We start from the raw sequence: 21,130 nt of genomic DNA on the forward strand, positions 1-21,130 counted from the left end.
GGCGGTCCCAGCGCCGCCGAGTTGCTCCCTTGCATCTCTTCCAGCGGAACCGGTGATAAGGCTGGCCATTTGCTTTGAAGGCGGCGCGTCGGTTAGGCATTCCAAGCTGCGCGATCAGCCTTTTTCCATCCGTTGCCGTGCCAATGCGCTGTCGACATCGCTGACGCCCAGCAGGTTGGATACGAGCCGCAGCAACGCGTCCTCTGCCTCGTCACGTTCGCCATCCGCCAGAACCACCTGCCAAAGCGCCTCGATCACGCCAATGCGGTGGTCGTAGGGCACCGCATCCTTGATCGCGCGGGTAAAGCGTACCGTGTCCGGCGCCTCGGATTCCAGCGTTTCGGCATCGCGTCGCAGGGCTGTAGCCTCGAAGGGCGACAGGCCGTAGCGCGCCGCAGCGATACGGTCGATGCGCGAGATCTCGCGGTCGGAATAGTCGCCATCGGACCGGGCCACCCGGACAAGCAGGGCGGTCAGGGCGAGGCGGGCATCACCGTCGTCCAGCGGGGCGGGCTCTGGCTGGGTCAGCCGTTTGAGGAAGTCTGCGAACATAGGTGATGATATATGCCGCCTGTCCGGGCGCGCCAAGCCTGATCGTTTCGGGCTTGCGCGAAAGGGCGTCGCTGTTCTGGATTTATGTGCGCTGTCAACGCGTTGCGCGTCAGAGCGTCGCGAAGAGTTTGCTCAGGCGGGCGGTTTCGTCCTCGATCCGGTAGGGCGGGTTGAGGATGAAGAGGCCGGAGCCGACCATCCGGTGGCCCTGACGGGCGGGCGGAAAGCTGACTTCGTGGCGCAGCGCGTCGGGATGTGCCTTGCTGAGGGCGCTCAACATCTTGCGGTGCGGCGCGTCCGAAAGGATCGGATACCACAACATGATGATGCCGACATTCCACTTGCGATTCAGGGCGGCGATCTGCGTGGGGATCAGATCATAGTCGGTTTTGACCTCGTAACTTGGGTCGATCAACAACAGGCCGCGGCGCGGGGTGGGGGGGCAGATGGACTGTGCCATTTCAAAGCCATCCTGTTGATAACACTTGGCTTTTGGCACGGCATAGTCGAGTGCTGCAAATTCCTGCGGGTGCAGTTCGGCAAGGTGCAGACTGTCCATCGGGCGCAGGATCTGTGACGCGATCAGAGGCGAGCCGGGATAGGAATTTTCCCCATGATCTGAATGGGTTGCGCGGATCGTTTTTGCAAATGGGTGGCTGTCGGGAAACCAGTTCAGGGCGGCTGCACGGGCAATGCCCTGCGCGGCCTCGCCGGTTTTCAGCGCCTCGGCAGCGTCCAGCCGGTAGAGCGCCCGGCCCGCATGGGTTTCCAGATAGGTGAGTGGTTTAGCTTTCTGGATCAAATGGTTAAGCATCCATGCAAGCAGGCTGTGCTTGTGGACATCGGCCAGATTCCCGGCGTGATAAATATGTTGGTAAGACAGCATCGGACTGGCTTAGCCCCGCACGCCTGTCCGCGCAAGAGCGGCTGACGTTTGGGGCCTTTTGTGCGTTTTGTACGGTGAATATGTACAAATGCCCGTCGGCCCGGAAATAGCGTCGTTTGAGCGGCAGAACCGCGCCCGGAATCAAGCGCGCAGCGCACCGGGCCAGCGCCTGCCCGTTCCGGCGGGCTGGCGCTTTGGTGGGGTCAGAGCATCGCGTTGGGCGTTGACGGATTTGGCTGGCATAAAGTGCGCGGCTTAGCCGTTGGAAGCGTCACCCCACGGGCAGGCGCTGGCCCATTGTAAATGGAAGAGCGGTTGAAAGTTAATTTGACACTTAGTTAGCCACAACTAAGAGGTCCGTTTGCCCTGAATCTCGTTGGCGAATAAGGCAAGTGGCCTCTTGTTGTATCCATCGACAAAATCCTTTTCGACAAAAGGCTCGACTTCCTGGGCAGTTTTTGTTGGAAAAACCTCTTCAATCATGTGGACTCCAATCGCATTAAAAACATCCACAACGGCGTTGCTTGCTTCGCCAGTCCAAACAAGCCATTCACGAAAAACATCCTTAGGAGGCATATCGTTCTTGTTCGCATAGTAGTCAAGCGCGGCATGAAACATCACGTCTTCTCCGAAAGGATAGAAGCTCTCGCCACTTAATTCGTGAAGATACATTGTGCGAGATGCGGTGTCCGAAAGAAACGGCAAGAATTCTGCCGCCATTGATGGAATCAAGTGATTCGAGGTTTTGTTACGAAAAAACGCCGCAATCGAGTAGCCTTGGCGATCCCTCAAAGATTGAAGTTGATCGAGGTGCGCGCTCAGAATATTCAATACTCTTTCATTAGTTCTGCAATTTTTTTGGAGCTTCCGCCTATAATCTGTAATCCCTTTCAGAGCTTCGAAGATCTTCGCGTTCAATGTGCGAGTGATCGAATTTTGTTGAATTTCCCACTTCGCTTTTATGTGGGGGTTTAGCGGTTTCTTTTTCGTCGTCGCTAGAAAAAGATGAGAATAGATGTTGATTTCATTTATTGTGTAGCACAGGAGCGCGAGAAGTGAGGCATATTCGCTGGGAAGACCCGAAATTTCTTCTTTGGTGAGTTGAAATTTAGCAAGGGAGACGAACTTTCCGTTTTTCATACGGCACACATTTACACCAGCCTCGACACATCCTTCGCCGCTCGTACAAAGTCTTTGAAAAGCGGATGCGGGTCGAAGGGTTTTGATTTCAGTTCGGGGTGGAATTGCACGCCGATGAACCACGGGTGGTCGGGCCATTCGATGATCTCGGGCAGCTTGCCGTCGGGGCTCATCCCGGAAAACTTCAGGCCGACCTTTTCAAGCTGGTCCTTGTACTGGATGTCGACCTCGTAGCGGTGGCGGTGGCGTTCGTCGATGGTGGTGGTGCCGTAGATCTCGGCGACGCGCGACCCTTCGGTCAGCACGGCATCATAGGCACCCAGACGCATGGTGCCGCCCTTGTCGTCAGCGACCGAACGGTTGACGCGCTCATTGCCCTGCACCCATTCCTTGAGGTGATAGACGACGGGTTCAAAGCGTTTCTTGCCGGCCTCGTGGTCAAATTCCTCGGACCCGGCGGTGGTCAGGCCCGCGACGTTGCGGGCGGCCTCGATCACGGCCATTTGCATGCCCAGACAGATGCCCAGGTAGGGCACCTTGTGTTCGCGGGCATATTGCGCGGCCTTGATCTTGCCTTCGGTGCCACGCTCGCCAAAGCCGCCGGGCACAACGATGGCATGGAAGCCTTCGAGGTAGGGGCCGGCGTCTTCGCGGTCGAAAATCTCGGCATCGACCCATTTGATGTTGACCTTGACGCGATTGGCCATGCCGCCATGGGTCAGCGCCTCGGCGATGGATTTATAGGCGTCCTCAAGCTGGGTGTATTTGCCGACGATGGCGACATTGACCTCGCCCTCGGGGTTGTAGATCCGGTCGGCCACATCGTCCCAGCGGTCAAGGTTGGGTCTGGGGGCGGGGGTGATCTGGAAGGCGTCCAGCACGGCCTGATCCAGACCTTCGCGGTGATAGGCCAGCGGTGCCTCGTAGATGGATTTGAGGTCCTGCGCGGCGATCACGGCATCGGAGCGGACATTGCAGAACAGCGCCAGCTTTTCGCGTTCCTTGACGGGGATCGGCCCTTCGGAGCGGCAGACGAGGATATCCGGCGCAAGCCCGATGGAGCGCAGTTCCTTGACGGAGTGTTGCGTGGGCTTGGTCTTGAGCTCTCCGCTGGCCTTGAGCCAGGGCAGCAGCGTCAGGTGCATGAAGATGCACTGGCCGCGCGGTTTGTCCTGGCTGAACTGGCGGATCGCTTCAAAGAAGGGCAGGCCCTCGATGTCGCCGACGGTGCCGCCGATTTCGCAGAGCATGAAATCGACCTCATCCTCGCCGATGGAGATGAAATCCTTGATCTCGTTGGTGACGTGGGGGATGACCTGAATGGTTTTGCCCAGATAATCGCCGCGCCGCTCTTTTTCCAGCACGTTGGTGTAGATCCGGCCCGAGGAGATGGAATCGGTCTTGCGGGCGGGGACACCGGTGAAACGTTCATAATGGCCAAGGTCGAGATCGGTTTCGGCGCCGTCATCGGTGACGAACACCTCGCCATGTTCAAAGGGCGACATGGTGCCGGGATCGACGTTGAGATAGGGGTCAAGCTTGCGCAGACGCACGGAAAATCCGCGGGCTTGCAGCAAGGCACCAAGTGCGGCCGAGGCCAGCCCCTTGCCAAGCGAGGAGACAACGCCGCCGGTGATGAAGATGAAGCGTGCCATGGACCGTGAACCCCGTGATTTATTGCATTTCAGGTGCCCACGGCAGCAGAAATCTGCCGCAGCATCACGGGACTTTATACTACAAGGATTCGTATGCGCTTGGCAATGGATACCGCAAGATGCTGTTGCGGTATCCTCTCCTTACTCAACCGATTGTGGTTAGTCGGCGCGTGGGGTCAGCGGGGCATCATCATCTGCCGCTGGCGGCAGAAGCGTGTCCAGATCGCCAAGGCCCGGCACTGTGGTATCCTCTGCGCCATCCGCCGGGGCAGAGGAGCCGCCCAGACGGTCGATCACCGACGCCCCTGCCGATTTCTCGGCCGCGATCACGGTCAGGGTGATCGAGGTGATGATGAAGGCGATTGCGAGGATCCAGGTCACCTTGCCCATCGCCGTGGCCGCAGCACGGCCCGACATGGCACCGCCGCCGCCACCGCCCATGCCAAGCCCGCCCCCTTCGGAGCGTTGCAAAAGCACGACCCCGATCAGCGACAGCGCCAGGAGGAGGTGAATGATGAGGACGACGTTTTCCATGGGCGGGATGACCTGTTCTCTTGTTCCGGGGGTATCTATGCAAAACCACGCGCTGCCGCAACCCGCCTTCTGCACCGAACCGGCGTGGCGCGTGATAAGGCGAGGTTAACCCCGCCTTACGGTCCGCAGGGGGTGTCAGTCCTCGACATCGTCCACATCTGCCTGACCCGACAGTTCGCGGCGCACGAGGCTCCAGCTAAGGCCGATGCCCAGCACGAAGGACAGCGCCAGAAGGCCGAGCCAGACGGTGAAATCGCGGTTCGACAGGTCTAGGATGCCGTAGTCATACAGCACCCAGAGCAACGCCGCGACAAGGGCCAGCACCAGCGTCATGCCCAAGCCACCGATGGATCGCAGCGTGGCGCGCAGGTAGATGATGTAGCCCACCAGCAGGATCAGCCCAAGCAGAACCACCAGCGGCAGTTGCGCGGAATATTCGGCGCGGACCCAACGAACATAGTTCCACGGCGTCGGGTTGAACGTCGCGGCCAGCAGCGCGAAAGCGGCGACCCAGCGTATGACAAAACCCATCTTGTGCCCTTCTGTTACAGCGCCTGCTTGCGTGTCGTGCCGATCCGCCGCGCCCTGCGGTGCAAATTCACGGTTCCCCTCGGCCTCGGCAATGGCTATATCGACGCGGGTTTGAAATCTCAATCGGAAGGGTTCAGCATGGCCAATGTAGTCGTCGTCGGTGCGCAATGGGGGGACGAAGGCAAGGGCAAGATCGTCGACTGGCTTTCAGAGCGGGCCGATGTGATCGCGCGCTTTCAGGGCGGCCATAATGCCGGCCACACGCTGGTGATCGACGGGACTGTCTACAAGCTGCACGCGCTGCCGTCCGGCGTGGTGCGCGGTGGCAAGCTGAGCGTGATCGGCAATGGCGTGGTGCTGGACCCCTGGCATCTGCTCGCGGAGATCGCAAAGATCCGCGAGCAGGGTGTCGAGATCACCCCCGAAACGCTGATGATCGCCGAGAACACACCGCTGATTCTCCCCATCCACGGAGAGTTGGACCGCGCCCGCGAAGAGGCCGCCAGCAAGGGCACCAAGATCGGCACAACCGGGCGGGGTATCGGTCCGGCCTATGAGGACAAGGTCGGGCGCCGGTCTGTCCGGGTGGCGGATCTGGCCGATGCGGCGACGCTGGAGGCGCGGGTGGACCGCGCATTGCAGCATCACGATCCGCTGCGCAAGGGCTTGGGTATCGAGGCGGTGGACCGCGACGGGCTGGTTGCGCAACTGCGTGAGATCGCGCCGCAGATCCTGCAATATGCTGCCCCCGTCTGGAAGGTGCTGAACGACAAGCGCAAGGCCGGCAAACGCATCCTGTTCGAAGGCGCGCAGGGCGCGTTGCTGGATATTGATTTCGGCACCTATCCGTTTGTGACCTCGTCCAATGTGATTGCAGGTCAGGCCGCCACGGGTGTTGGCGTCGGACCGGGTGCGATTGATTATGTGCTGGGCATCGTCAAGGCCTATACCACGCGGGTGGGCGAAGGTCCGTTCCCGTCCGAATTGCTGAATGCCGATGGCACGCCGGATGCCGATGGCCAGCGTCTGGGCGAGCGCGGCCACGAATTTGGCACCACCACCGGCCGTCAGCGGCGCTGTGGCTGGTTTGACGCAGCCCTTGTGCGCCAGACCTGCGCCACCTCGGGCGTCAAGGGCATCGCGCTGACCAAGCTGGATGTGCTAGACGGGTTCGAGACGCTGAAAATCTGCACCGGCTATGATCTGGACGGTACGGTTCTGGACTATCTGCCCACTGCCGCCGATCAGCAGGCACGCTGCAAGCCGATATACGAAGAAGTGCCGGGCTGGTCCGAATCGACCGAGGGCGCGCGCAGCTGGGCCGAACTGCCCGCCAATGCGATCAAATATGTGCGCCGGGTCGAAGAGCTGATCGATTGTCCGGTTGCGATGCTGTCCACCTCGCCGGAGCGTGAAGATTCGATCCTTGTCACCGACCCGTTTGCCGACTGATGGCCCTGTCCTACAAAGCGCGCAGGCGGTGGTCGCTGATCGTTCTGCTGATCGGGTTGCCGCTGTATATCGTCTTGGCGGTGACGCTGGTGAACATGCTCGACCGGCCTTCGGCGCTGGTCGAGCTGGCGATCTATGTCGTGTTGGGCGTGATTTGGATGGTGCCTTTGCGGTTTGTCTTTCTGGGCGTCGGGCAGGCTGATCCAGACAAACAGGACCGCGACGGCGAGGGGTGACGCCGTGACGTTCGGGGCGGTTCTGCCCTGATTGCCCGCGATGCGGGCGGTGCCGCGTGACAATGCGGCACTTGACCCTGCCGGACCGGGCGGCAAGAAAGCCCGCAACATTGCCACAAGGAGCACCCATGGCCAGAGCCCCCGTTCTTGCCCCAGGAGAGGCCGAACGCGAGAAGTCCAAGCGGCTTGGCGTGCTGTCCCGGCTGTGGCCGTTCCTTTCGCCCTACAAGCTGTTGCTGGTCGCCGCGGTGCTGGCGCTGATCCTGACCTCTGCGGTGTCTCTGGCCCTGCCGATGGCGGTGCGCCGGGTGGTGGACAATTTCAACACCGAGGACGGCGCGCTGCTGGACCTTTATTTCGGCGCGGCGCTGGGGATTGCCGCGCTTCTGGCCGTGGGGACCGCGCTGCGCTATGCGTTGGTGACGCGGCTGGGCGAACGGGTTGTCGCGGATATTCGCAAGGCGGTGTTTGATCGTGTCATCGGCATGAGCCCTGCGTTTTTCGAGAAGGTGATGACCGGCGAGGTTCTCAGCCGGATCACCACCGACACCACGCTGATTCTGTCGGTGATCGGCTCGTCGATCTCGATCGCGCTGCGCAACGCGTTGATCTTTGCGGGCGGGATGGTGCTGATGCTGTTCACCTCGCCGAAGCTGACCGGGCTGGTGTTGCTGATCGTGCCGCTGGTGGTGGTGCCGATCCTGACGCTGGGCCGCAAGATGCGGGTTCTCAGCCGCGAGAATCAGGACTGGATCGCGGCCTCGTCCGGCAATGCGTCAGAGGCGCTGTTGTCGGTCCAGACGGTGCAGGCGTTCACGCATGAGGACATCAACCGCGCCGCCTTTGCCGAGGTGACGGAGAAAAGTTTCGATGCGGCGCGCAAGCGGATCTTTACCCGTGCGCAGATGACCATGATCGTGATCTTCCTGGTGTTCAGCGGTGTTGTCGGCGTGCTGTGGATCGGCGCATGGGATGTGCGCGCAGGCGACATGAGCGCGGGCGCGCTGGTGCAGTTCGTGATCTATTCGGTGATGGTGGCAGGCTCTGTCGCAGCCCTGTCCGAGATTTTCGGGGAATTGCAGCGTGCCGCGGGTGCGACCGAACGTCTGGTCGAATTGCTGGAGACCGTTGACAGCGTCAATGACCCCGCCAGCCCGATACAAATGCCCGCGAAGGTGCGCGGTGAGATCCGGTTCGAGGATGTGCATTTCAACTATCCCGCACGGCCCGATACGCGGGCGCTGGAAGGCGTTGATCTGACGATCAATCCGGGCGAGACGGTGGCGTTGGTCGGGCCGTCCGGCGCGGGCAAGACGACCGTGATCCAGCTGATCCAGCGGTTCTACGATCCCGATAGCGGGCGGGTCACGCTGGACGGGATTGATCTGGCGACGACGCGGCGCGACGATTTCCGACGCTCCATTGCGCTGGTTTCGCAGGATCCGGTGATCTTTGCCGCTTCGGCCCGCGACAATATCCGCTTTGGCCGGCCCGATGCCAGTGATGCAGAGATCAAGCAGGCCGCGCGCACCGCCGCCGCCGATGACTTCATCTCGGCGCTGCCGGATGGCTATGACACCTATCTTGGCGAACGCGGCGTGATGCTGTCGGGCGGGCAGAAGCAACGGATCGCCATTGCACGGGCCTTGCTGCGCGATGCGCCGGTGCTGCTGCTGGACGAGGCGACAAGCGCGCTGGATGCCGAAAGCGAACGTCTGGTGCAGGCCGCCGTCGACAAGCTGGCGCGCGGACGCACGACGATCATTGTCGCGCACCGGCTTGCCACGGTGAAGAAGGCCGACCGGATCATCGTGATGGATCATGGCCGCATCGTCGCCTCTGGTCCGCATGATGCGCTGGTGGCGCAGGGCGGTCTGTATGCGCGGCTGGCCCGGCTTCAGTTCACCGATGGCGTGGCCGCGGAATAAGCGCTGGGCGGGGTTTCCTTGAACGTCTTGCTCGGCGGGCGTTGCCTTGGTCAGACGCGCTGTGCATGTGACAAGGCTGATTGCCGGATGGTATCGCAGGCATTGCTGTTTGGACGTTGCGTCAGTGCGCATGTTTCCGCAGCGTCTTGTTTGCTGTGGCAGGCTTGCGTGAGAACATGCTTGTCCTGCAAGGTGGGCGGGGACGCGACTGGGAGGAGCGCTAATGAGTTTTGCATCCATGGCGGATCGGAATGCCATCGAGGACGAAATGTCCTGGGAGGACCGGGATCTGCCCAAGACCATTTTTGGTCTGCTCGACAGGACGGCGACGGCCTTTCCGGACCGACCCGCTGTCAGCTATCAGCTGACCTCTGGCCCGGCCGACAAGGCAGAGACGCTGAGCTGGGCGCTGTTGCGCGAACAGGTGGTGCAGGCGGCCAATCTTTTCCGCTCGCTCGGGATCGGTGAAAATGATGTGGTGGCCTATGTGCTGCCCAACTGCACCGAGACCATCGTGACGCTTCTGGGCGGCATGGTCGCGGGCATTGCCAATCCGATCAATCCCTTGCTGGAGCCGGAGCAGATCGGCGCCATCCTGCGCGAGACGGATGCAAAGGTCGTGGTCACGCTGCGGGCCTTTCCCAAGACCGATCTGGCGCAGAAGATGGCAGAGGCCGTCCGTCATGCCCCGCATGTGCACACGGTGCTTGAGATCGACCTCAACCGCTATCTGACACCGCCGAAGTCGTGGATCGTGCCGCTGATCCGGCCGAAAGCGCCCCAAAATCATCATGCCGATGTCAAATCCTTTCACAAGGAAATCGCCCGACAGAACCGCAAGCTTGATTTTGCCGACAGCCAGGGCGACCGGGTGGGTGCCTATTTCCACACCGGCGGCACCACCGGAATGCCCAAGGTCGCGCAGCACCAGTATTCCGGGATGATTTACAATGGCTGGCTGGGACACCGCCTGCTGTTTTCCGAACACGACAATATCATGTGTCCCTTGCCGCTGTTCCACGTCTTTGCCTGCCATGTGATCCTAATGGCGGCGCTGGCCTCTGGCGCGCATGTGGTGTTTCCCACCCCGCAGGGCTATCGCGGCGAGGGCGTGTTCGACAATTTCTGGAAACTGATCGAGCGCTGGCAGATCAGTTTCATCATCACCGTGCCAACGGCGCTTTCGGCGCTGATGCAGCGGCCCGTGGATGCCGATATTTCTTCGGTAAAGACCGCGTTTTCCGGCTCTGCCCCGCTGCCATTGGAACTGTTCCGGCGGTTCGAGGAAGCCTCTGGCGTGACCATCGTCGAGGGCTACGGGTTGACCGAGGCGACCTGTCTTGTGTCCTGCAACCCGCCCGAAGGGGCCAAGAAGGTCGGATCGGTCGGCATTCCGTTCCCGCATACCGAGGTCCGAATCCTCAAGTCCGGGCCGGACGGGCTGATGCAATGCGACGTGGACGAGGTCGGCGAGATCTGCATCGCCAATCCGGGCGTCTTCGCGGGCAGCACCTATACCGAAGAAGTGAAAAACAAGGATCTGTTCTATCACGACCGGTTCCTGCGCTCCGGCGATCTGGGCCGGATCGACGCGGATGGCTATCTGTGGATCACCGGGCGGGCCAAGGATCTGATCATTCGCGGCGGGCACAATATCGACCCGGCCGAGATTGAAGAGGCGCTGCTGTCGCATCCCGCCGTGGCCTTTGCCGGGGCGATTGGTCAGCCGGATGCCCGCGCGGGCGAACTGCCTTGCGCCTTTGTCGAACTGGTCGGCGGGACCGAGGTCACAGAGGAAGAGCTGATCGCGCATTGCAAGACGCATGTCCACGAACGCGCGGCATGGCCCAAGCATATGACGATATTGCCGGAACTGCCCAAGACCGCCGTTGGCAAGGTGTTCAAGCCCGATCTGCGCAAGATGGCGATCACGCGGGTGTATAACGCGGCGCTGGAAGAGGCGGGCATCAAGGCGCGTGTGGTTGCCGTGATCGACGACAAGAAACGCGGGCTGGTTGCCAAGCTGGAGGCGAACGGGGCCGACGAGGTTGCGGTCGGCGATGTGCTGGGCAATTTCACGCGCCCCTGGGATTGGGCGGAGTCTGACGGGTCTGCGGGCTGAGGCCTTCTCCGGTCACGGACCGGAGGCTGCTTAAAGCAGCGCCGGTTCTTATCAGGCGAAGCTCGCGCCGGGGAATGATCTGGGCCGATCCGGCATGGGGCGCGGCCTTGTACGGGGTCAGTGGCCCGCGCTGCTGCGCGTGATCGGGTCGATGGGGGTTGTTGGCAGCGCCAGCGCGGTCTCGATATGCTGGGCGACCTGCAAAAGACGGGCTTCGCCGCGCGGGCGTCCGATCAGTTGCAGACCGACGGGCAGCCCGTCGGGTGTAAAGCCCACCGGCAGGGACATGCTGGGCAGGGTCGTCGTGGTGGCCAGGAAGGAAAAGCGCAGCCAGTCGATATAATCCCCGGTCGCGATGCCGGCGACGCTGCGCGGAAACTCCTCTTCCACCGGGCCGGGACCGATGCCAGTCACGGGGCAGGCCAACACGTCGAAATCTGTCAGGAAGTGCCGCATCCTGTCGTAAAGCGCAGAGCGGCTTAGCTGTGCGTTCACGATGTCCTCGGCGCTGAGCGCGCGGCCCTCGGCGATGTTCTGTGCCAGCGTCGGCTTGTAGAAATCCTGCACGAAATCCGGCGCGCGGCCCGGCAGCGCCGCCCAGTAAAAGGCGCGCAACGCGCGGTAGGTTTTTTCCAGATCGGGCAGGGCGGGGCAGGCATCCTCGACGGCGCAATCGGGGCCTTGCGCCTGCGTCATGGCGTCCGAGAGCGCCTGCGCGATGACGGGTTCCACCGGGGCAAAGCCGCCCAGATCGGGGGCAAAGGCGATGCGGATCTGGCCGGGATCCTGCGCCGCGACCGTGGCATAGGGGGTTGTAGGCGCGGGCATGGATAGCGGCCAGACCGGATCGAACCCGGCCATCGCGTCCAGAAACAGCGCGCAATCGGCCACGTTACGGGCCATCGGGCCTTGCAACCCCTCATTGGCAAAGCCCATCGCCGCAGAGCCGCCGCCCGCCACGCCCGGCGAGGGACGAAAGCCCACCACGCCGCAAAAGCTGCCAGGGGTGCGCAGGCTGCCCGCAAGGTCAGAGCCGTGGCTGAGCCAGACCTCTCCGGTGGCCAGCGACACGGCGGCCCCGCCGGATGATCCGCCCGCATTGCGCGCCGTATCCCACGGATTGCGGGTCATGCCGAAAACCGCGTTGAAGGTGTTGCCACCGGCGCCCATTTCGGGCGTGTTGGTCTTGCCCATCACGATGGCACCGCGTTCTTCCAGACGCAGCACCAGCGGATCGGAGGCCAGCGGGTAATTGCGTTTCAACGCTTTCGTGCCCATCGTGGTCAGCACGCCCGCGACCGGGGTCAGATCCTTGATGCCGATGGGCAAGCCGCCCAGATCGGTGCCCTTTGCCGTCAAAGCGGCCTCGCGGGCGCGGTCGGCGCAGACCGTGACGGTGGCGTTGACCGACGGTTCCACCTGCGCGATGCGCGACAGGCTGGCCTCGACCAATTCCGCTGCCGAAACCTCGCCTCTGCGGAGCAGCCCGACCGCTTCGGTGGCGGACAGGGCGCACAGGTCTGGGCCGCTGAAACTTGTATCGGGACGCATTTCGGCTCCTGCTCAATGATTGGGGGGAGGGGGCCTGTGGGGCACCTAGTCTGTCTGACAGAACAGATCGTGGAGCAGACCAATGACGCGGCGCGTGTCCGCGTTGGCGAGGCTGTAATAGATTGTCTTGCCCTCGCGTCTTGTGCTGACCAGATCCTCTTCGCGCAGGCGGGCCAGCATCTGGCTGACCGCCGCCTGACGCATGTCCAGCAAGGTTTCCAGTTCTCTCACGGATTTCTCGCCGGGGCCGAGATGGCACAGGATCATCAACCGGCCCTCATGCGCCAGCGTCTTGAGATAGGCGGCGGCACGGCTGGCACTTTGCGCCATCTCCTGAGGTGGTGCGATTGGATCTGCGACGCTCAATTCAACGGTTCCCGGACTGCTGTTCTCTTTTGACCAACATGCGGCATGGGGCGGGTGAATTTCAAGCCTTCGTCAATCGGCAGGCGGCGGTGCACCGCCCTGAAAGGCGTTCTGACCGTGATAGTCGCAGGGGGCCTCTTGCATCTGGAGATGCAGATCATTGCCGGTATAGGGATGCGCGCGGGCCAGATCCTCGTCCACGTCGATGCCAAGGCCGGGGCCTTGTGGGGCGGCGACAAAGCCGTTCTCGACCCGGATCGCCCCACGGATCAACGCATCGTGGAACGGGGTTTCGATGGTTTCGGCCATCAGCAGGTTGGGGATGGTGGCGGCAAGATGCAGGTTCGCCGCCCATTCCACTGGACCTGCATAAAGATGCGGGGCGATCTCGGCGTTGAAGCCTTCGGCCATGGCGGCGATCTTGCGCGCCTCCCAGATGCCACCGGCGCGGCCCAGGGCGGGTTGCAGGATGCGCACGCCGCCCAAGCGCAGAAGCGCGGCAAACTCGGCCTTGGTGGTCAGGCGTTCCCCGGTGGATAGAGGGACGCGCACAGCGCGGGCAACCTCGGCAAACTCGGTCAGGTTGTCGGGCGGGATCGGTTCCTCGAACCACAGGGGCGCGTAGGGTTCCAGCGCCTGTCCCAGCCGGATCGCGCCTGCGGTGGTGAATTGCCCATGTGTGCCGAACAGCAGGTCGGCGCGGTCGCCCACGGCGTCGCGGATCGCCTTGCAGAAGGCCACGGATTGGGTGATGTCGCGCATCGCGGGCTGGTGGCCGCCGCGCATCGTATAGGGGCCTGCGGGATCGAATTTCACCGCCGTATAGCCACGTTCGATGCAGTCCAGCGCAGACTCGGCGGCCATGTCGGGCGAGGTCCAGAAATCTGCCATGCGGTGCTGTGGCAGGGGGTAGAGGTAGGTATAGGCGCGGATGCGGTCGTTCATCAGCCCGCCCAGAAGCACCCAGACGGGCCGGTCGCGCGCCTTGCCAAGGATGTCCCAGCAGGCGATCTCCAGCCCCGAGAAGGCCCCCATGACGGTGAGATCGGGCCGCTGGGTGAAGCCCGACGAATAGGCGCGGCGGAACATGCGTTCGATATTTTCGGGGCTTTCGCCCGCCATGTGGCGTTCAAACACATCTGCGATGACGCCGCGCATCGCGTCCGGTCCGACCGAGGCGGCATAGCATTCGCCCCAGCCGGTGATGCCGCAGGCGGTGGTCAGCTTCACCAGTATCCAGTAGCGCCCGCCCCAGCCGGGGGCTGGTGGCGCGGTGACGATCACGTCGAGGTCTTGCAATTTCATGGCGTGTCTCCTTTGGCGGGGGTTTCGGATCGCTTGCGCGATCCGACCGGGTGGGGGCAAGCCCCCCACACCCCCCAAAAGCAAGGCGGCAGGTCAGCGGGTCAGCATGATCACATTGCGCCGCGCGCCGCCGGATTTGGTGTCGGCGATGGCCTCGTTTATCTGATCAAGCCGCCAGCGGGCCGAGATAAGCTCGTCGAGTTTCAGGCGGCCTTGCTGGTAGAGGTCGACCATCCACGGAATATCGCGCGAGATCACCACGTCGCCCATTTTCGAGCCGATCATGCCCTGCCCCATGAAGGCCGACACGACAGGTTCGTAGCTGGCCTGTGCGCCCGAGGGTGGCATGCCGACCATGACGACCCGGCCCCCCGCCGCGAGGTAGAGCGGCGCGCTGTCATAGGCCGGGATCGCGCCCACGGTGACGATCACGGCGTCGGCACCGCGCCCCGTGGCCTTGCGCAAGGCTTTCCACGGTTTATCCGAGGTGGCAAGCAGCCCATCCGTGGCACCGAAATCACGCGCGATGGCCAGTTTCTCTTCGGTCATGTCGACGGCGGTGATGCGGCGGGCACCTGCGATCCGCGCGCCCTGAATGGCGTTGAGCCCGACGCCGCCCGCGCCGATCACCACCACGTCCTGCCCGGCGCGCAAACCGGCGGCGTTGACCACGGCACCGACGCCCGTGATCACCCCGCAGGACAGCAGGCTGGCTGCATCCATGGCCATGCCTTCGGGCAGTTTCGCAATCTGGCTGGTGTCGATGACCACGCGTTCGGCAAAGGCACCGCAATTCATCGCCTGCACCACCTCTGTGCCATCGGGCGCGGTCAATGCAGAGCCATGCGGGCCGGTCTGGTCCTCGCAGATCGTCGGGCGGCCGGTGGCGCAGTTGGGACAGGTGCCACAGCTACGGATCAGGGTGACCACCACGGGATCGCCGACGGCAAACCCGGTGACACCTGCGCCAAGCGCGCTGATCCGGCCTGCCGCCTCGTGGCCGTAAACGGCGGGAAGCGTGCCGCCCCACGCGCCCTCGGCATAGGAAATGTCGGAATGGCAGATCGCGACGGCCTCCAGCGTGACCTCGACCTCGCCAGCCAGAGGCGCGCGCAGGTCAAGCTCTTCGATGCTGAGCGGTGCGCCGAATGCGCGGCAGATGGCGGCCTTGATACGTGGCATATGTCCTCCGGGCGTCACGGTCCTAGCGCGACGGTTGCGCGGAACCTGCCCGGACGCAAGAAGAAATTCCGGCAGACCCCACAGGTCCAGGACGTCGCGCAGGCAGCAAGACGCCGGCCAGACAGGATGCCCGCGCCGCAGCCCATGCGGCGCCTCGCGCCTCAGACGCTTTGGGTCAGGAGGGTGCGGGCGGCGGCCGCAAATCCGCGTGCCTCGGCCGGGGCCTGGCCCAACATTGCGGCCTTGTCGAACGCCTCGGCAGGCAGATCGGGCCATTCCGCGCGGGCCATCTGCATCAGGTCGCCGCCCTCTGCGACAACCCTCTGGCACAGCGCCTTGACGGCGGCCTGTGCGTCGGGGCGCGGCATCCGGGCGGTCAGGGCAAAGCTGAGCGCCTCAGCATTCAGCAGACCTTGCGCGCTGTCCAGCGTCGCCTGCATCTGTGCCGCGTCGGGGGCAAGCGACGCGGCCAAGGCTTCGGCATGTCCGAGGGCGGACGCCGCCGACAGGCACAGCTGCGGCAGGGTCAGCCATTCGGTGAACCAAGCGGCCCCGTCGCGTTGCAAGGCGTGCCCCGCCGTGCCGCTTAACGTAAAGGCAAGGCCTGTTCCGTGATGCCACAATGCGATCAGCACCGACGGCCCCACAGGGTTTTGCTTTTGTGGCATGGTCGAGGACCCGCCGGACGCCGCCAGACGGACCTCTGAAATGCCCGATTGGGTCAGCAGCACCAGATCGGTGCCCAGCTTGCCAAGTGCGGCCAGCAACCGGGTGATCCATTGCGCGATGCGCAGAATCGGGGCGCGGTCGGTATGCCAACTGCGGCCCGGATCGGTCAGGCCCAGCTTTTCGGCAATCTCGCGCCGCAAGGCAGGTGCCTTTGCCCCCAAGGCCGAGGCGGTGCCCGCCGCGCCTGACAGCGACACCCAAAGGCCGGTTGCGCGCAGCGCCCGAAGCTCTGCCAGCAGATCCAGCAGGGGTGCGCCCCATTGCGCCGCCAGCGCGCCAAAGCTGGTGGGCGTGGCGTGCTGGCCATAGGTGCGCGCGGCCATTGGCAGATCGGCATGGTCCTCGGCCTGCGTGGCCAGCGCGCCGATCAGCGCGGTCAGGTTTGCCTCGTACTGTGCCAGAACCTGTTTCAGCCGCAGCATCTGCGCGGTGTCCAGAATATCCTGAGAGGTCGCGCCCCAATGGACATATTGCGCATGTTCCGGCGCGCTCATTTCGTGGCGGAAGGCCGCGACAAGGGCCGGGACGCTGACGCCGTTCTGCGCTGTGGCCTCGCGCAGTTGCGCGGGGTCGATCAGCACCTCCATCGCGGCGCGTTGGATGGCGGCGGCGCTGATCTCGGGGATGATGCCTGCCTGACCCTGTGCCTGCGCCAGCGCCCGCTCGACCAGCAGCATGGCGCGCACCTCGGCGGTGTCGCTGAACAGGCGGGCGGTCTCGCCGGTGTCGAACAGGCCGCCCAGATGGCTGCTGTCAAAGGGTGTGGCGGTCATGGTGAGGTCCTTGCAATATCGGACAGGCGGCGCGCGAGGTCATCGGGTGCCGCGAAAAACGGTGAATGGCCGGTGGGCATCTCGGTGACATCCGGGGATGGCCAGTCGACGGTCATGGAGCGCTGAAACTCCGGCGGAACGGTGCGGTCATCGGTGCAGCGGATATAGTTGCGCGGCACGCTTGCGTAATTGGCACCAAGGCTGACGGGCGTTTCCTGCGGCCGGATCGCCTGCGGGCCAAGCCGCGTTTTGGCATAGGCCACAGTGTCCGGGGGGCAGTCGTGGTAGAAGACCTGCTGCGCCAATTCGGGCCGCACCGTGAAAGCAAGGCCATCGGCGGTCTTTTCAATGGCAGGCAACAAGGGCTGATACGGCGCCTGACGGCGGCGCTGGGCGAGTGACAGTCCGTCGGTCGGGACATAGGCGCAAAGATAGATCAGACGGGTGATCCTGTCGGGTGCGCGCTCTGCGGCAAGGCTGATCGGATAGCCCGCCATCGAGTGGCCAACCACCACCTTGGGACCGTCCAGCGCGTTCAGGATCGCCTGTGCATAAAGCTCCAGCGTGATGTCTTCCACAGGGGTCTTGTCGGCTCCCTGACCCGGCAAGTCGATGGCATGGGCGCTGTGGCCCTGCGCCTCAAGCGCCGGGATCACGTCGCGCCAGCACCATGCGCCGTGGCAGGATCCGTGGACCAGCAGAAAATCAGACATGGCCCTGCGCGGTCAGAAAGTCGGTCAGGATGGCGGCATATTCTTCGGGCTTTTCGACGCAAGGCAGGTGGCCCGCGCCCTTTATCAAGCGGAAGTCGGAGCCTTTGATCAGGTCGATCGTCTCGCGCACCAGATCGGGCGGGGTGGAGCCATCAACCGATCCCGCGATGCCGAGCGCGGGCAGGGTCAGCGCGGCTGTGGGCGTGTAGAAATCAGTACCCGCAATGGCCTGCGAGCAGCCGATATAGCCTTCCAGCGGTTGCCGAAGCAGCATGTTTTCCCACCCAAGAAACGCGTCCGTCTGGCGGAACCCCTCCGAGAACCAGCGTTCGAGGATCGCATCGGACAGCGCGGCAATGCCGCCTTTGCGCAGGGTCGCGACACGATCTTCCCACATGTCTTTCGTGCCGATCTTGGCTCCGGTATTGGACAGGACCAGCGCGCGGACCAGATCCAGCCGCTTGGCTGCCAGTCCCTGCGCGATCATCCCGCCGATGGACAGGCCGACAAAGACGCAATCGCGCACGCCCAGATGATCCAGAAGACGTTCGGCATCCGTGATCAGCGCGCCCATCGAATAGGGTGCCGGCGGACAGGAGGACAGGCCATGCCCGCGCTTGTCATAACGGATATATTTCAACCCCTTCGGCAAGAGCGGGATCACCTGATCCCAAAGCCGCAGGTCGGTGCCCAGCGAGTTTGCAAAGACCACCGGCGCGCCATCCGGATTGCCATCAATCCGGTAATGCAGGCCGATCTCTCCTAGCGTTGCGATTTTCATGTCTGTTCCTTCAGTGGCGGCACGACGCGCGGGTTTGACGGATCCGGGCGCAGGTGCTGTCAGGCGTTACCAAGGCGAGAGACGCGGGCAAAGACGTCTGCATCGACATTGCCGCCCGAAATGACACAGATCACCGCATCGCCGTCAATCTGGTCGGCGTGGTAGAGTGCTGCGGCCAGCGCCACGGCACCGCCCGGTTCGGCCACCAGTTTCAGCCGCAGGAACGCTTGCGCCATCGCGTCCAGCGCCTGTGTGTCGGTGACGACAAGTCCGGGGCCGCACAGGCGCTGCATGATCGGAAAGGTCAGATCACCGGGCGCGGGCGTCAGGATCGCGTCGCACAGCCCGCCCGACAGCCGATCATTGCGCAGGATCTGACCGGCGACAAGCGAGCGGGCGGTGTCGTCGAAGCCTTCGGGTTCGACGGGACGGGCACGCAGGCCGGGGGCATGTGCCTCCAGCGCCAACGCGATGCCCGATGTCAGCCCGCCGCCGCCGCAGCAGACCAGCACATCGGCGGTCTCCACGCCTGCGTCGCGTGCTTGGCTCGCAATCTCCAGCCCGCAAGTGCCTTGGCCTGCGATCACCTGCGGTTCGTCGTAAGGCCGGATCAGGGTGAGGTCGCGCGTCTGCGTCAATTCTCCGCCCAAGGCCTCGCGGGTTTGCGCCCCGGCACGATCATACAGCACCACCTCGGCACCCAGAGCGCGGGTATTGGCGATTTTCAGCGCGGGGGCGTCTTCTGGCATGATGATAACGGCGGGAATGCCGTGCTGGCGGGCGGCCAGCGCCACGCCCTGCGCGTGATTGCCCGACGAATAGGCCAGCACGCCCCGCGCCCGCACATCCGGGGCAAGCGCAGAGATCGCCGCATAGCCGCCGCGATATTTGAAGCTGCCGGTATGTTGCAGGCATTCGGGTTTGACCAGCACGCGCCGCCCGGCGATTTCGTCCAGAAATGGCGAGGACAGCAGCGGCGTGCGTCTTGCGTGACCGCTTAGCCGCTGTGCGGCGGCCTCGATCATGGTGATGTTCAACGCATGCTCTCCAGCCATTCATCCAGCGCGGCCAGCGCCTCGGGTTCGTCCAGAAAGGGGATATGGGCGCGGTCGGGCACTTCGGCGGTGATCATGTCCGGGCGGCGGCGTTGCATTTCCGCAAAGGTGGCAGGGGTCAGCAGATCGGAATTGGTGCCACGGATCGCCGCCAGCGGCAGGCCCGCCATTGCGTCGAAGAACGGCCAGAGATCGGGGGCAGGTTGCGCGCCAGCGGCCTCGACCGCGTCGCGCAACCGCGCGTCATAGGGCAGGTCAAGCCCTTCGGGAGTTTCGATATACAGCTTCTCGACCTCGGCGCGCCACCGCTCTGCCGGGACATTGGCAAAGCCTTTCATCGCCCCGGCACGGGCGGCGGTGGCTTCTTCAAATGTTTTCCAGCGCGGTTTTCGCCCGAGATAGCCCATGATCGCCTCCAGCCCGTCAGTGGCAATGTCCGGGCCGATGTCGTTGAGCGCAACACCCAGCACACGGTCGCGGGCGCCGGCCCCCAGCCCCATGGCGATCAGCCCGCCGCGCGACGTGCCCAGCACTGCGGCCTTGGACAGCTTCAGATGGTCCAGCAATTCGACGGCGTCGCGCGCCTCGATGGGGATGGTGTAGGTTTCTGGTCCCGGCCAATCGGATTTGCCGCGCCCGCGATAATCCAGCCGGATCAGGCGCACGCCCTTCAGATGGGGGGCGACATAGTCGAAATCCCGACCATTGCGGGTGAGGCCGGAAAGCGCCAGCACGGGCAGGCCTTCGCCCTCATCGGTGTAATGCAGGCGAATGTCGTCGGAGGACTGGAAATAGGGCATCAGATGGCAATCTCCGGCAATGTCGTCAGGTCGGACAGGATGTGGTGGGGCCGGTGTGGCAGACGGTCGACAGGGTCGCCCGCGCGGTTGGCCCAGACGGTGGTAAATCCGTAACCTGACGCCCCTGCCACGTCCCAGCCGTTGGACGACACGAAAAGCACCTCGTCGCGGGCGCAACCGAAGCGTGCGCCGACCATGTCATAGACTTTGCTGGCGGGCTTGAAGATGCCGACCTCCTCGACCGACAGGACCGCGTCGAGATAGGTGCCGATGCCGGAAAATTCCACCGCGCCGTCCAGCATGTCGGGGCTGCCATTGGACAGGATGGCGCAGGATTTGCCCGCTGCCTTGAGCTTTGCCAGCATGGCGGGCACTTCAGGGTAGGCGGCAAGTTCCCAGTACAATGCCAGCAGGATTTCGCGAAGCTCTGCGTCCTCCTCCAGCCCGTGCTTTTGCATCGCCCAGTCCAGCCCGTCCATCGTGACGTTCCAGAATGGTGTATGTTCACCAGTGATTGCCCGCAGCCAGGTGTATTGCAGCTGTTTGGCGCGCCAGTCGGCGGCGAGCGCCTGCCACGAGGCGGCGAGTTTCTCGCGTCCCGGCTGCTCTGCCGCCTGCCGTGCGGCGGCGGTGACGTCGAACAGGGTTCCGTAAGCGTCGAAGACACAGGTGGTGATGGGCATGCTGTCCTCCGTGAATCCGATTACAGTCGCATGCTGGACCGGCGGGGAAAAGGGGCGAAATTCGCCTGTTCATCGCCATCGGGAATGTCGGTTTGCAATCCGCTGACAGGGCGGTTAGGGTCTTGCGCCATTCATCCAGGTCGCTTGCGCAGGCAG

20 protein-coding genes are annotated in these 21,130 nt (G+C 63.5%); 4 read left to right on the plus strand and 16 right to left on the minus strand.

Going from position 1 to position 21,130, the window contains the following annotated elements; genetic code table 11:
- Positions 1-114 precede the first annotated feature (114 nt).
- The 6 genes from ACN0WV_RS10050 to ACN0WV_RS10075 all read right to left on the minus strand — a co-directional run bounded on the left by ACN0WV_RS10050 (position 115) and on the right by ACN0WV_RS10075 (position 5,421).
- Complete coding sequence (locus ACN0WV_RS10050; protein WP_417605464.1) at positions 115-552, minus strand: tellurite resistance TerB family protein; 438 nt, start codon at positions 550-552, stop codon at positions 115-117.
- A 109-nt stretch (positions 553-661) separates the two neighbouring features.
- Positions 662-1,438: a 23S rRNA (adenine(2030)-N(6))-methyltransferase RlmJ gene (gene rlmJ, locus ACN0WV_RS10055; RefSeq protein WP_417605465.1), complete on the minus strand. Its 777-nt coding sequence runs from the start codon at positions 1,436-1,438 to the stop codon at positions 662-664.
- A gap of 348 nt (positions 1,439-1,786) precedes the next feature.
- Positions 1,787-2,578 carry a hypothetical protein gene (locus ACN0WV_RS10060; protein ID WP_417605466.1) on the minus strand — a complete coding sequence of 264 codons (792 nt, stop codon included), beginning with the start codon at positions 2,576-2,578 and terminating at the stop codon, positions 1,787-1,789.
- An 11-nt stretch (positions 2,579-2,589) separates the two neighbouring features.
- The gene (locus tag ACN0WV_RS10065; RefSeq protein WP_417605468.1) at positions 2,590-4,233 is read right to left on the minus strand and encodes a CTP synthase; all 1,644 of its coding nucleotides are present in this window, start codon (positions 4,231-4,233) and stop codon (positions 2,590-2,592) included.
- A 159-nt stretch (positions 4,234-4,392) separates the two neighbouring features.
- Positions 4,393-4,767: a preprotein translocase subunit SecG gene (secG, locus tag ACN0WV_RS10070; RefSeq protein ID WP_084353817.1), complete on the minus strand. Its 375-nt coding sequence runs from the start codon at positions 4,765-4,767 to the stop codon at positions 4,393-4,395.
- A gap of 135 nt (positions 4,768-4,902) precedes the next feature.
- On the minus strand, positions 4,903-5,421 hold the full coding sequence (locus ACN0WV_RS10075) for a DUF6524 family protein (protein WP_417605470.1): 519 nt from the start codon (positions 5,419-5,421) through the stop codon (positions 4,903-4,905).
- 15 nt (positions 5,422-5,436) lie between these two features.
- On the opposite strand from ACN0WV_RS10075, the gene ACN0WV_RS10080 reads away from it, so the two are divergent.
- The 4 genes from ACN0WV_RS10080 (at position 5,437) to ACN0WV_RS10095 (ending at position 11,036) form a co-directional block, all read left to right on the plus strand.
- Positions 5,437-6,750 carry an adenylosuccinate synthase gene (locus ACN0WV_RS10080; RefSeq protein ID WP_417605471.1) on the plus strand — a complete coding sequence of 438 codons (1,314 nt, stop codon included), beginning with the start codon at positions 5,437-5,439 and terminating at the stop codon, positions 6,748-6,750.
- A complete protein-coding gene (locus tag ACN0WV_RS10085; RefSeq protein WP_417605472.1) occupies positions 6,750-6,986 on the plus strand; it encodes a DUF2842 domain-containing protein in 237 nt (78 codons plus the stop codon). Before ACN0WV_RS10080 ends, ACN0WV_RS10085 begins: the two co-directional genes overlap by 1 nt.
- A 128-nt stretch (positions 6,987-7,114) precedes the next feature.
- Entirely contained in the window at positions 7,115-8,914 is a 1,800-nt protein-coding gene (locus ACN0WV_RS10090; RefSeq protein WP_417605473.1) for an ABC transporter transmembrane domain-containing protein, read from the plus strand.
- Positions 8,915-9,137: 223 nt separating this feature from the next.
- A complete protein-coding gene (locus ACN0WV_RS10095) occupies positions 9,138-11,036 on the plus strand; it encodes an acyl-CoA synthetase (RefSeq protein WP_417605474.1) in 1,899 nt (632 codons plus the stop codon).
- Between the two features lie 117 nt (positions 11,037-11,153).
- Here ACN0WV_RS10095 and ACN0WV_RS10100 read toward each other — a convergent pair whose 3' ends face one another.
- From ACN0WV_RS10100 to ACN0WV_RS10145, 10 genes are all read right to left on the minus strand, one after another.
- Positions 11,154-12,587, minus strand: a complete 1,434-nt coding sequence (locus ACN0WV_RS10100) for an amidase (protein ID WP_417605476.1) — start codon at positions 12,585-12,587, stop codon at positions 11,154-11,156.
- A gap of 45 nt (positions 12,588-12,632) precedes the next feature.
- Positions 12,633-12,917, minus strand: a complete 285-nt coding sequence (locus ACN0WV_RS10105) for an ArsR/SmtB family transcription factor (protein ID WP_084353811.1) — start codon at positions 12,915-12,917, stop codon at positions 12,633-12,635.
- Between the two features lie 108 nt (positions 12,918-13,025).
- The gene (locus ACN0WV_RS10110) at positions 13,026-14,258 is read right to left on the minus strand and encodes a mandelate racemase/muconate lactonizing enzyme family protein (protein ID WP_417605477.1); all 1,233 of its coding nucleotides are present in this window, start codon (positions 14,256-14,258) and stop codon (positions 13,026-13,028) included.
- Between the two features lie 93 nt (positions 14,259-14,351).
- A complete protein-coding gene (locus ACN0WV_RS10115) occupies positions 14,352-15,440 on the minus strand; it encodes a zinc-binding dehydrogenase (RefSeq protein ID WP_417605478.1) in 1,089 nt (362 codons plus the stop codon).
- A gap of 161 nt (positions 15,441-15,601) precedes the next feature.
- Positions 15,602-16,942: a lyase family protein gene (locus tag ACN0WV_RS10120; RefSeq protein WP_417605480.1), complete on the minus strand. Its 1,341-nt coding sequence runs from the start codon at positions 16,940-16,942 to the stop codon at positions 15,602-15,604.
- Entirely contained in the window at positions 16,939-17,655 is a 717-nt protein-coding gene (locus ACN0WV_RS10125) for an alpha/beta fold hydrolase (protein WP_417605481.1), read from the minus strand. The genes ACN0WV_RS10120 and ACN0WV_RS10125 overlap by 4 nt, the downstream gene beginning before the upstream one ends.
- A complete protein-coding gene (gene pcaD / locus ACN0WV_RS10130) occupies positions 17,648-18,436 on the minus strand; it encodes a 3-oxoadipate enol-lactonase (protein WP_417605483.1) in 789 nt (262 codons plus the stop codon). The genes ACN0WV_RS10125 and pcaD overlap by 8 nt, the downstream gene beginning before the upstream one ends.
- 59 nt (positions 18,437-18,495) lie before the next feature.
- On the minus strand, positions 18,496-19,491 hold the full coding sequence (locus ACN0WV_RS10135) for a threonine ammonia-lyase (protein WP_417605485.1): 996 nt from the start codon (positions 19,489-19,491) through the stop codon (positions 18,496-18,498).
- Positions 19,470-20,291, minus strand: coding sequence for an alpha/beta fold hydrolase (locus ACN0WV_RS10140; RefSeq protein WP_417605487.1), 822 nt, complete (start codon positions 20,289-20,291; stop codon positions 19,470-19,472). The genes ACN0WV_RS10135 and ACN0WV_RS10140 overlap by 22 nt, the downstream gene beginning before the upstream one ends.
- Positions 20,291-20,974 (minus strand): haloacid dehalogenase type II, encoded by a 684-nt coding sequence (locus ACN0WV_RS10145; RefSeq protein ID WP_417605488.1) that lies wholly within the window; start codon positions 20,972-20,974, stop codon positions 20,291-20,293. The genes ACN0WV_RS10140 and ACN0WV_RS10145 overlap by 1 nt, the downstream gene beginning before the upstream one ends.
- Between the last annotated feature and the right edge of the window lie 156 nt (positions 20,975-21,130).

This window comes from Primorskyibacter flagellatus, assembly GCF_048268605.1.
GTDB lineage: Bacteria > Pseudomonadota > Alphaproteobacteria > Rhodobacterales > Rhodobacteraceae > Primorskyibacter > Primorskyibacter flagellatus.

Excerpts from the sequence above, each read along its gene's own strand:
- ACN0WV_RS10050 (WP_417605464.1), bottom strand. The coding sequence starts at position 552 with ATGTTCGCAGACTTCCTCAAACGGCTGACCCAGCCAGAGCCCGCCCCG.
- rlmJ (WP_417605465.1), bottom strand. The coding sequence starts at position 1,438 with ATGCTGTCTTACCAACATATTTATCACGCCGGGAATCTGGCCGATGTC.
- ACN0WV_RS10060 (WP_417605466.1), bottom strand. The coding sequence starts at position 2,578 with ATGAAAAACGGAAAGTTCGTCTCCCTTGCTAAATTTCAACTCACCAAA.
- ACN0WV_RS10065 (WP_417605468.1), bottom strand. The coding sequence starts at position 4,233 with ATGGCACGCTTCATCTTCATCACCGGCGGCGTTGTCTCCTCGCTTGGC.
- secG (WP_084353817.1), bottom strand. The coding sequence starts at position 4,767 with ATGGAAAACGTCGTCCTCATCATTCACCTCCTCCTGGCGCTGTCGCTG.
- ACN0WV_RS10080 (WP_417605471.1), top strand. The coding sequence starts at position 5,437 with ATGGCCAATGTAGTCGTCGTCGGTGCGCAATGGGGGGACGAAGGCAAG.
- ACN0WV_RS10085 (WP_417605472.1), top strand. The coding sequence starts at position 6,750 with ATGGCCCTGTCCTACAAAGCGCGCAGGCGGTGGTCGCTGATCGTTCTG.
- ACN0WV_RS10090 (WP_417605473.1), top strand. The coding sequence starts at position 7,115 with ATGGCCAGAGCCCCCGTTCTTGCCCCAGGAGAGGCCGAACGCGAGAAG.
- ACN0WV_RS10095 (WP_417605474.1), top strand. The coding sequence starts at position 9,138 with ATGAGTTTTGCATCCATGGCGGATCGGAATGCCATCGAGGACGAAATG.
- ACN0WV_RS10100 (WP_417605476.1), bottom strand. The coding sequence starts at position 12,587 with ATGCGTCCCGATACAAGTTTCAGCGGCCCAGACCTGTGCGCCCTGTCC.
- ACN0WV_RS10105 (WP_084353811.1), bottom strand. The coding sequence starts at position 12,917 with ATGGCGCAAAGTGCCAGCCGTGCCGCCGCCTATCTCAAGACGCTGGCG.
- ACN0WV_RS10110 (WP_417605477.1), bottom strand. The coding sequence starts at position 14,258 with ATGAAATTGCAAGACCTCGACGTGATCGTCACCGCGCCACCAGCCCCC.
- ACN0WV_RS10115 (WP_417605478.1), bottom strand. The coding sequence starts at position 15,440 with ATGCCACGTATCAAGGCCGCCATCTGCCGCGCATTCGGCGCACCGCTC.
- ACN0WV_RS10120 (WP_417605480.1), bottom strand. The coding sequence starts at position 16,942 with ATGACCGCCACACCCTTTGACAGCAGCCATCTGGGCGGCCTGTTCGAC.
- ACN0WV_RS10125 (WP_417605481.1), bottom strand. The coding sequence starts at position 17,655 with ATGTCTGATTTTCTGCTGGTCCACGGATCCTGCCACGGCGCATGGTGC.
- pcaD (WP_417605483.1), bottom strand. The coding sequence starts at position 18,436 with ATGAAAATCGCAACGCTAGGAGAGATCGGCCTGCATTACCGGATTGAT.
- ACN0WV_RS10135 (WP_417605485.1), bottom strand. The coding sequence starts at position 19,491 with ATGGCTGGAGAGCATGCGTTGAACATCACCATGATCGAGGCCGCCGCA.
- ACN0WV_RS10140 (WP_417605487.1), bottom strand. The coding sequence starts at position 20,291 with ATGCCCTATTTCCAGTCCTCCGACGACATTCGCCTGCATTACACCGAT.
- ACN0WV_RS10145 (WP_417605488.1), bottom strand. The coding sequence starts at position 20,974 with ATGCCCATCACCACCTGTGTCTTCGACGCTTACGGAACCCTGTTCGAC.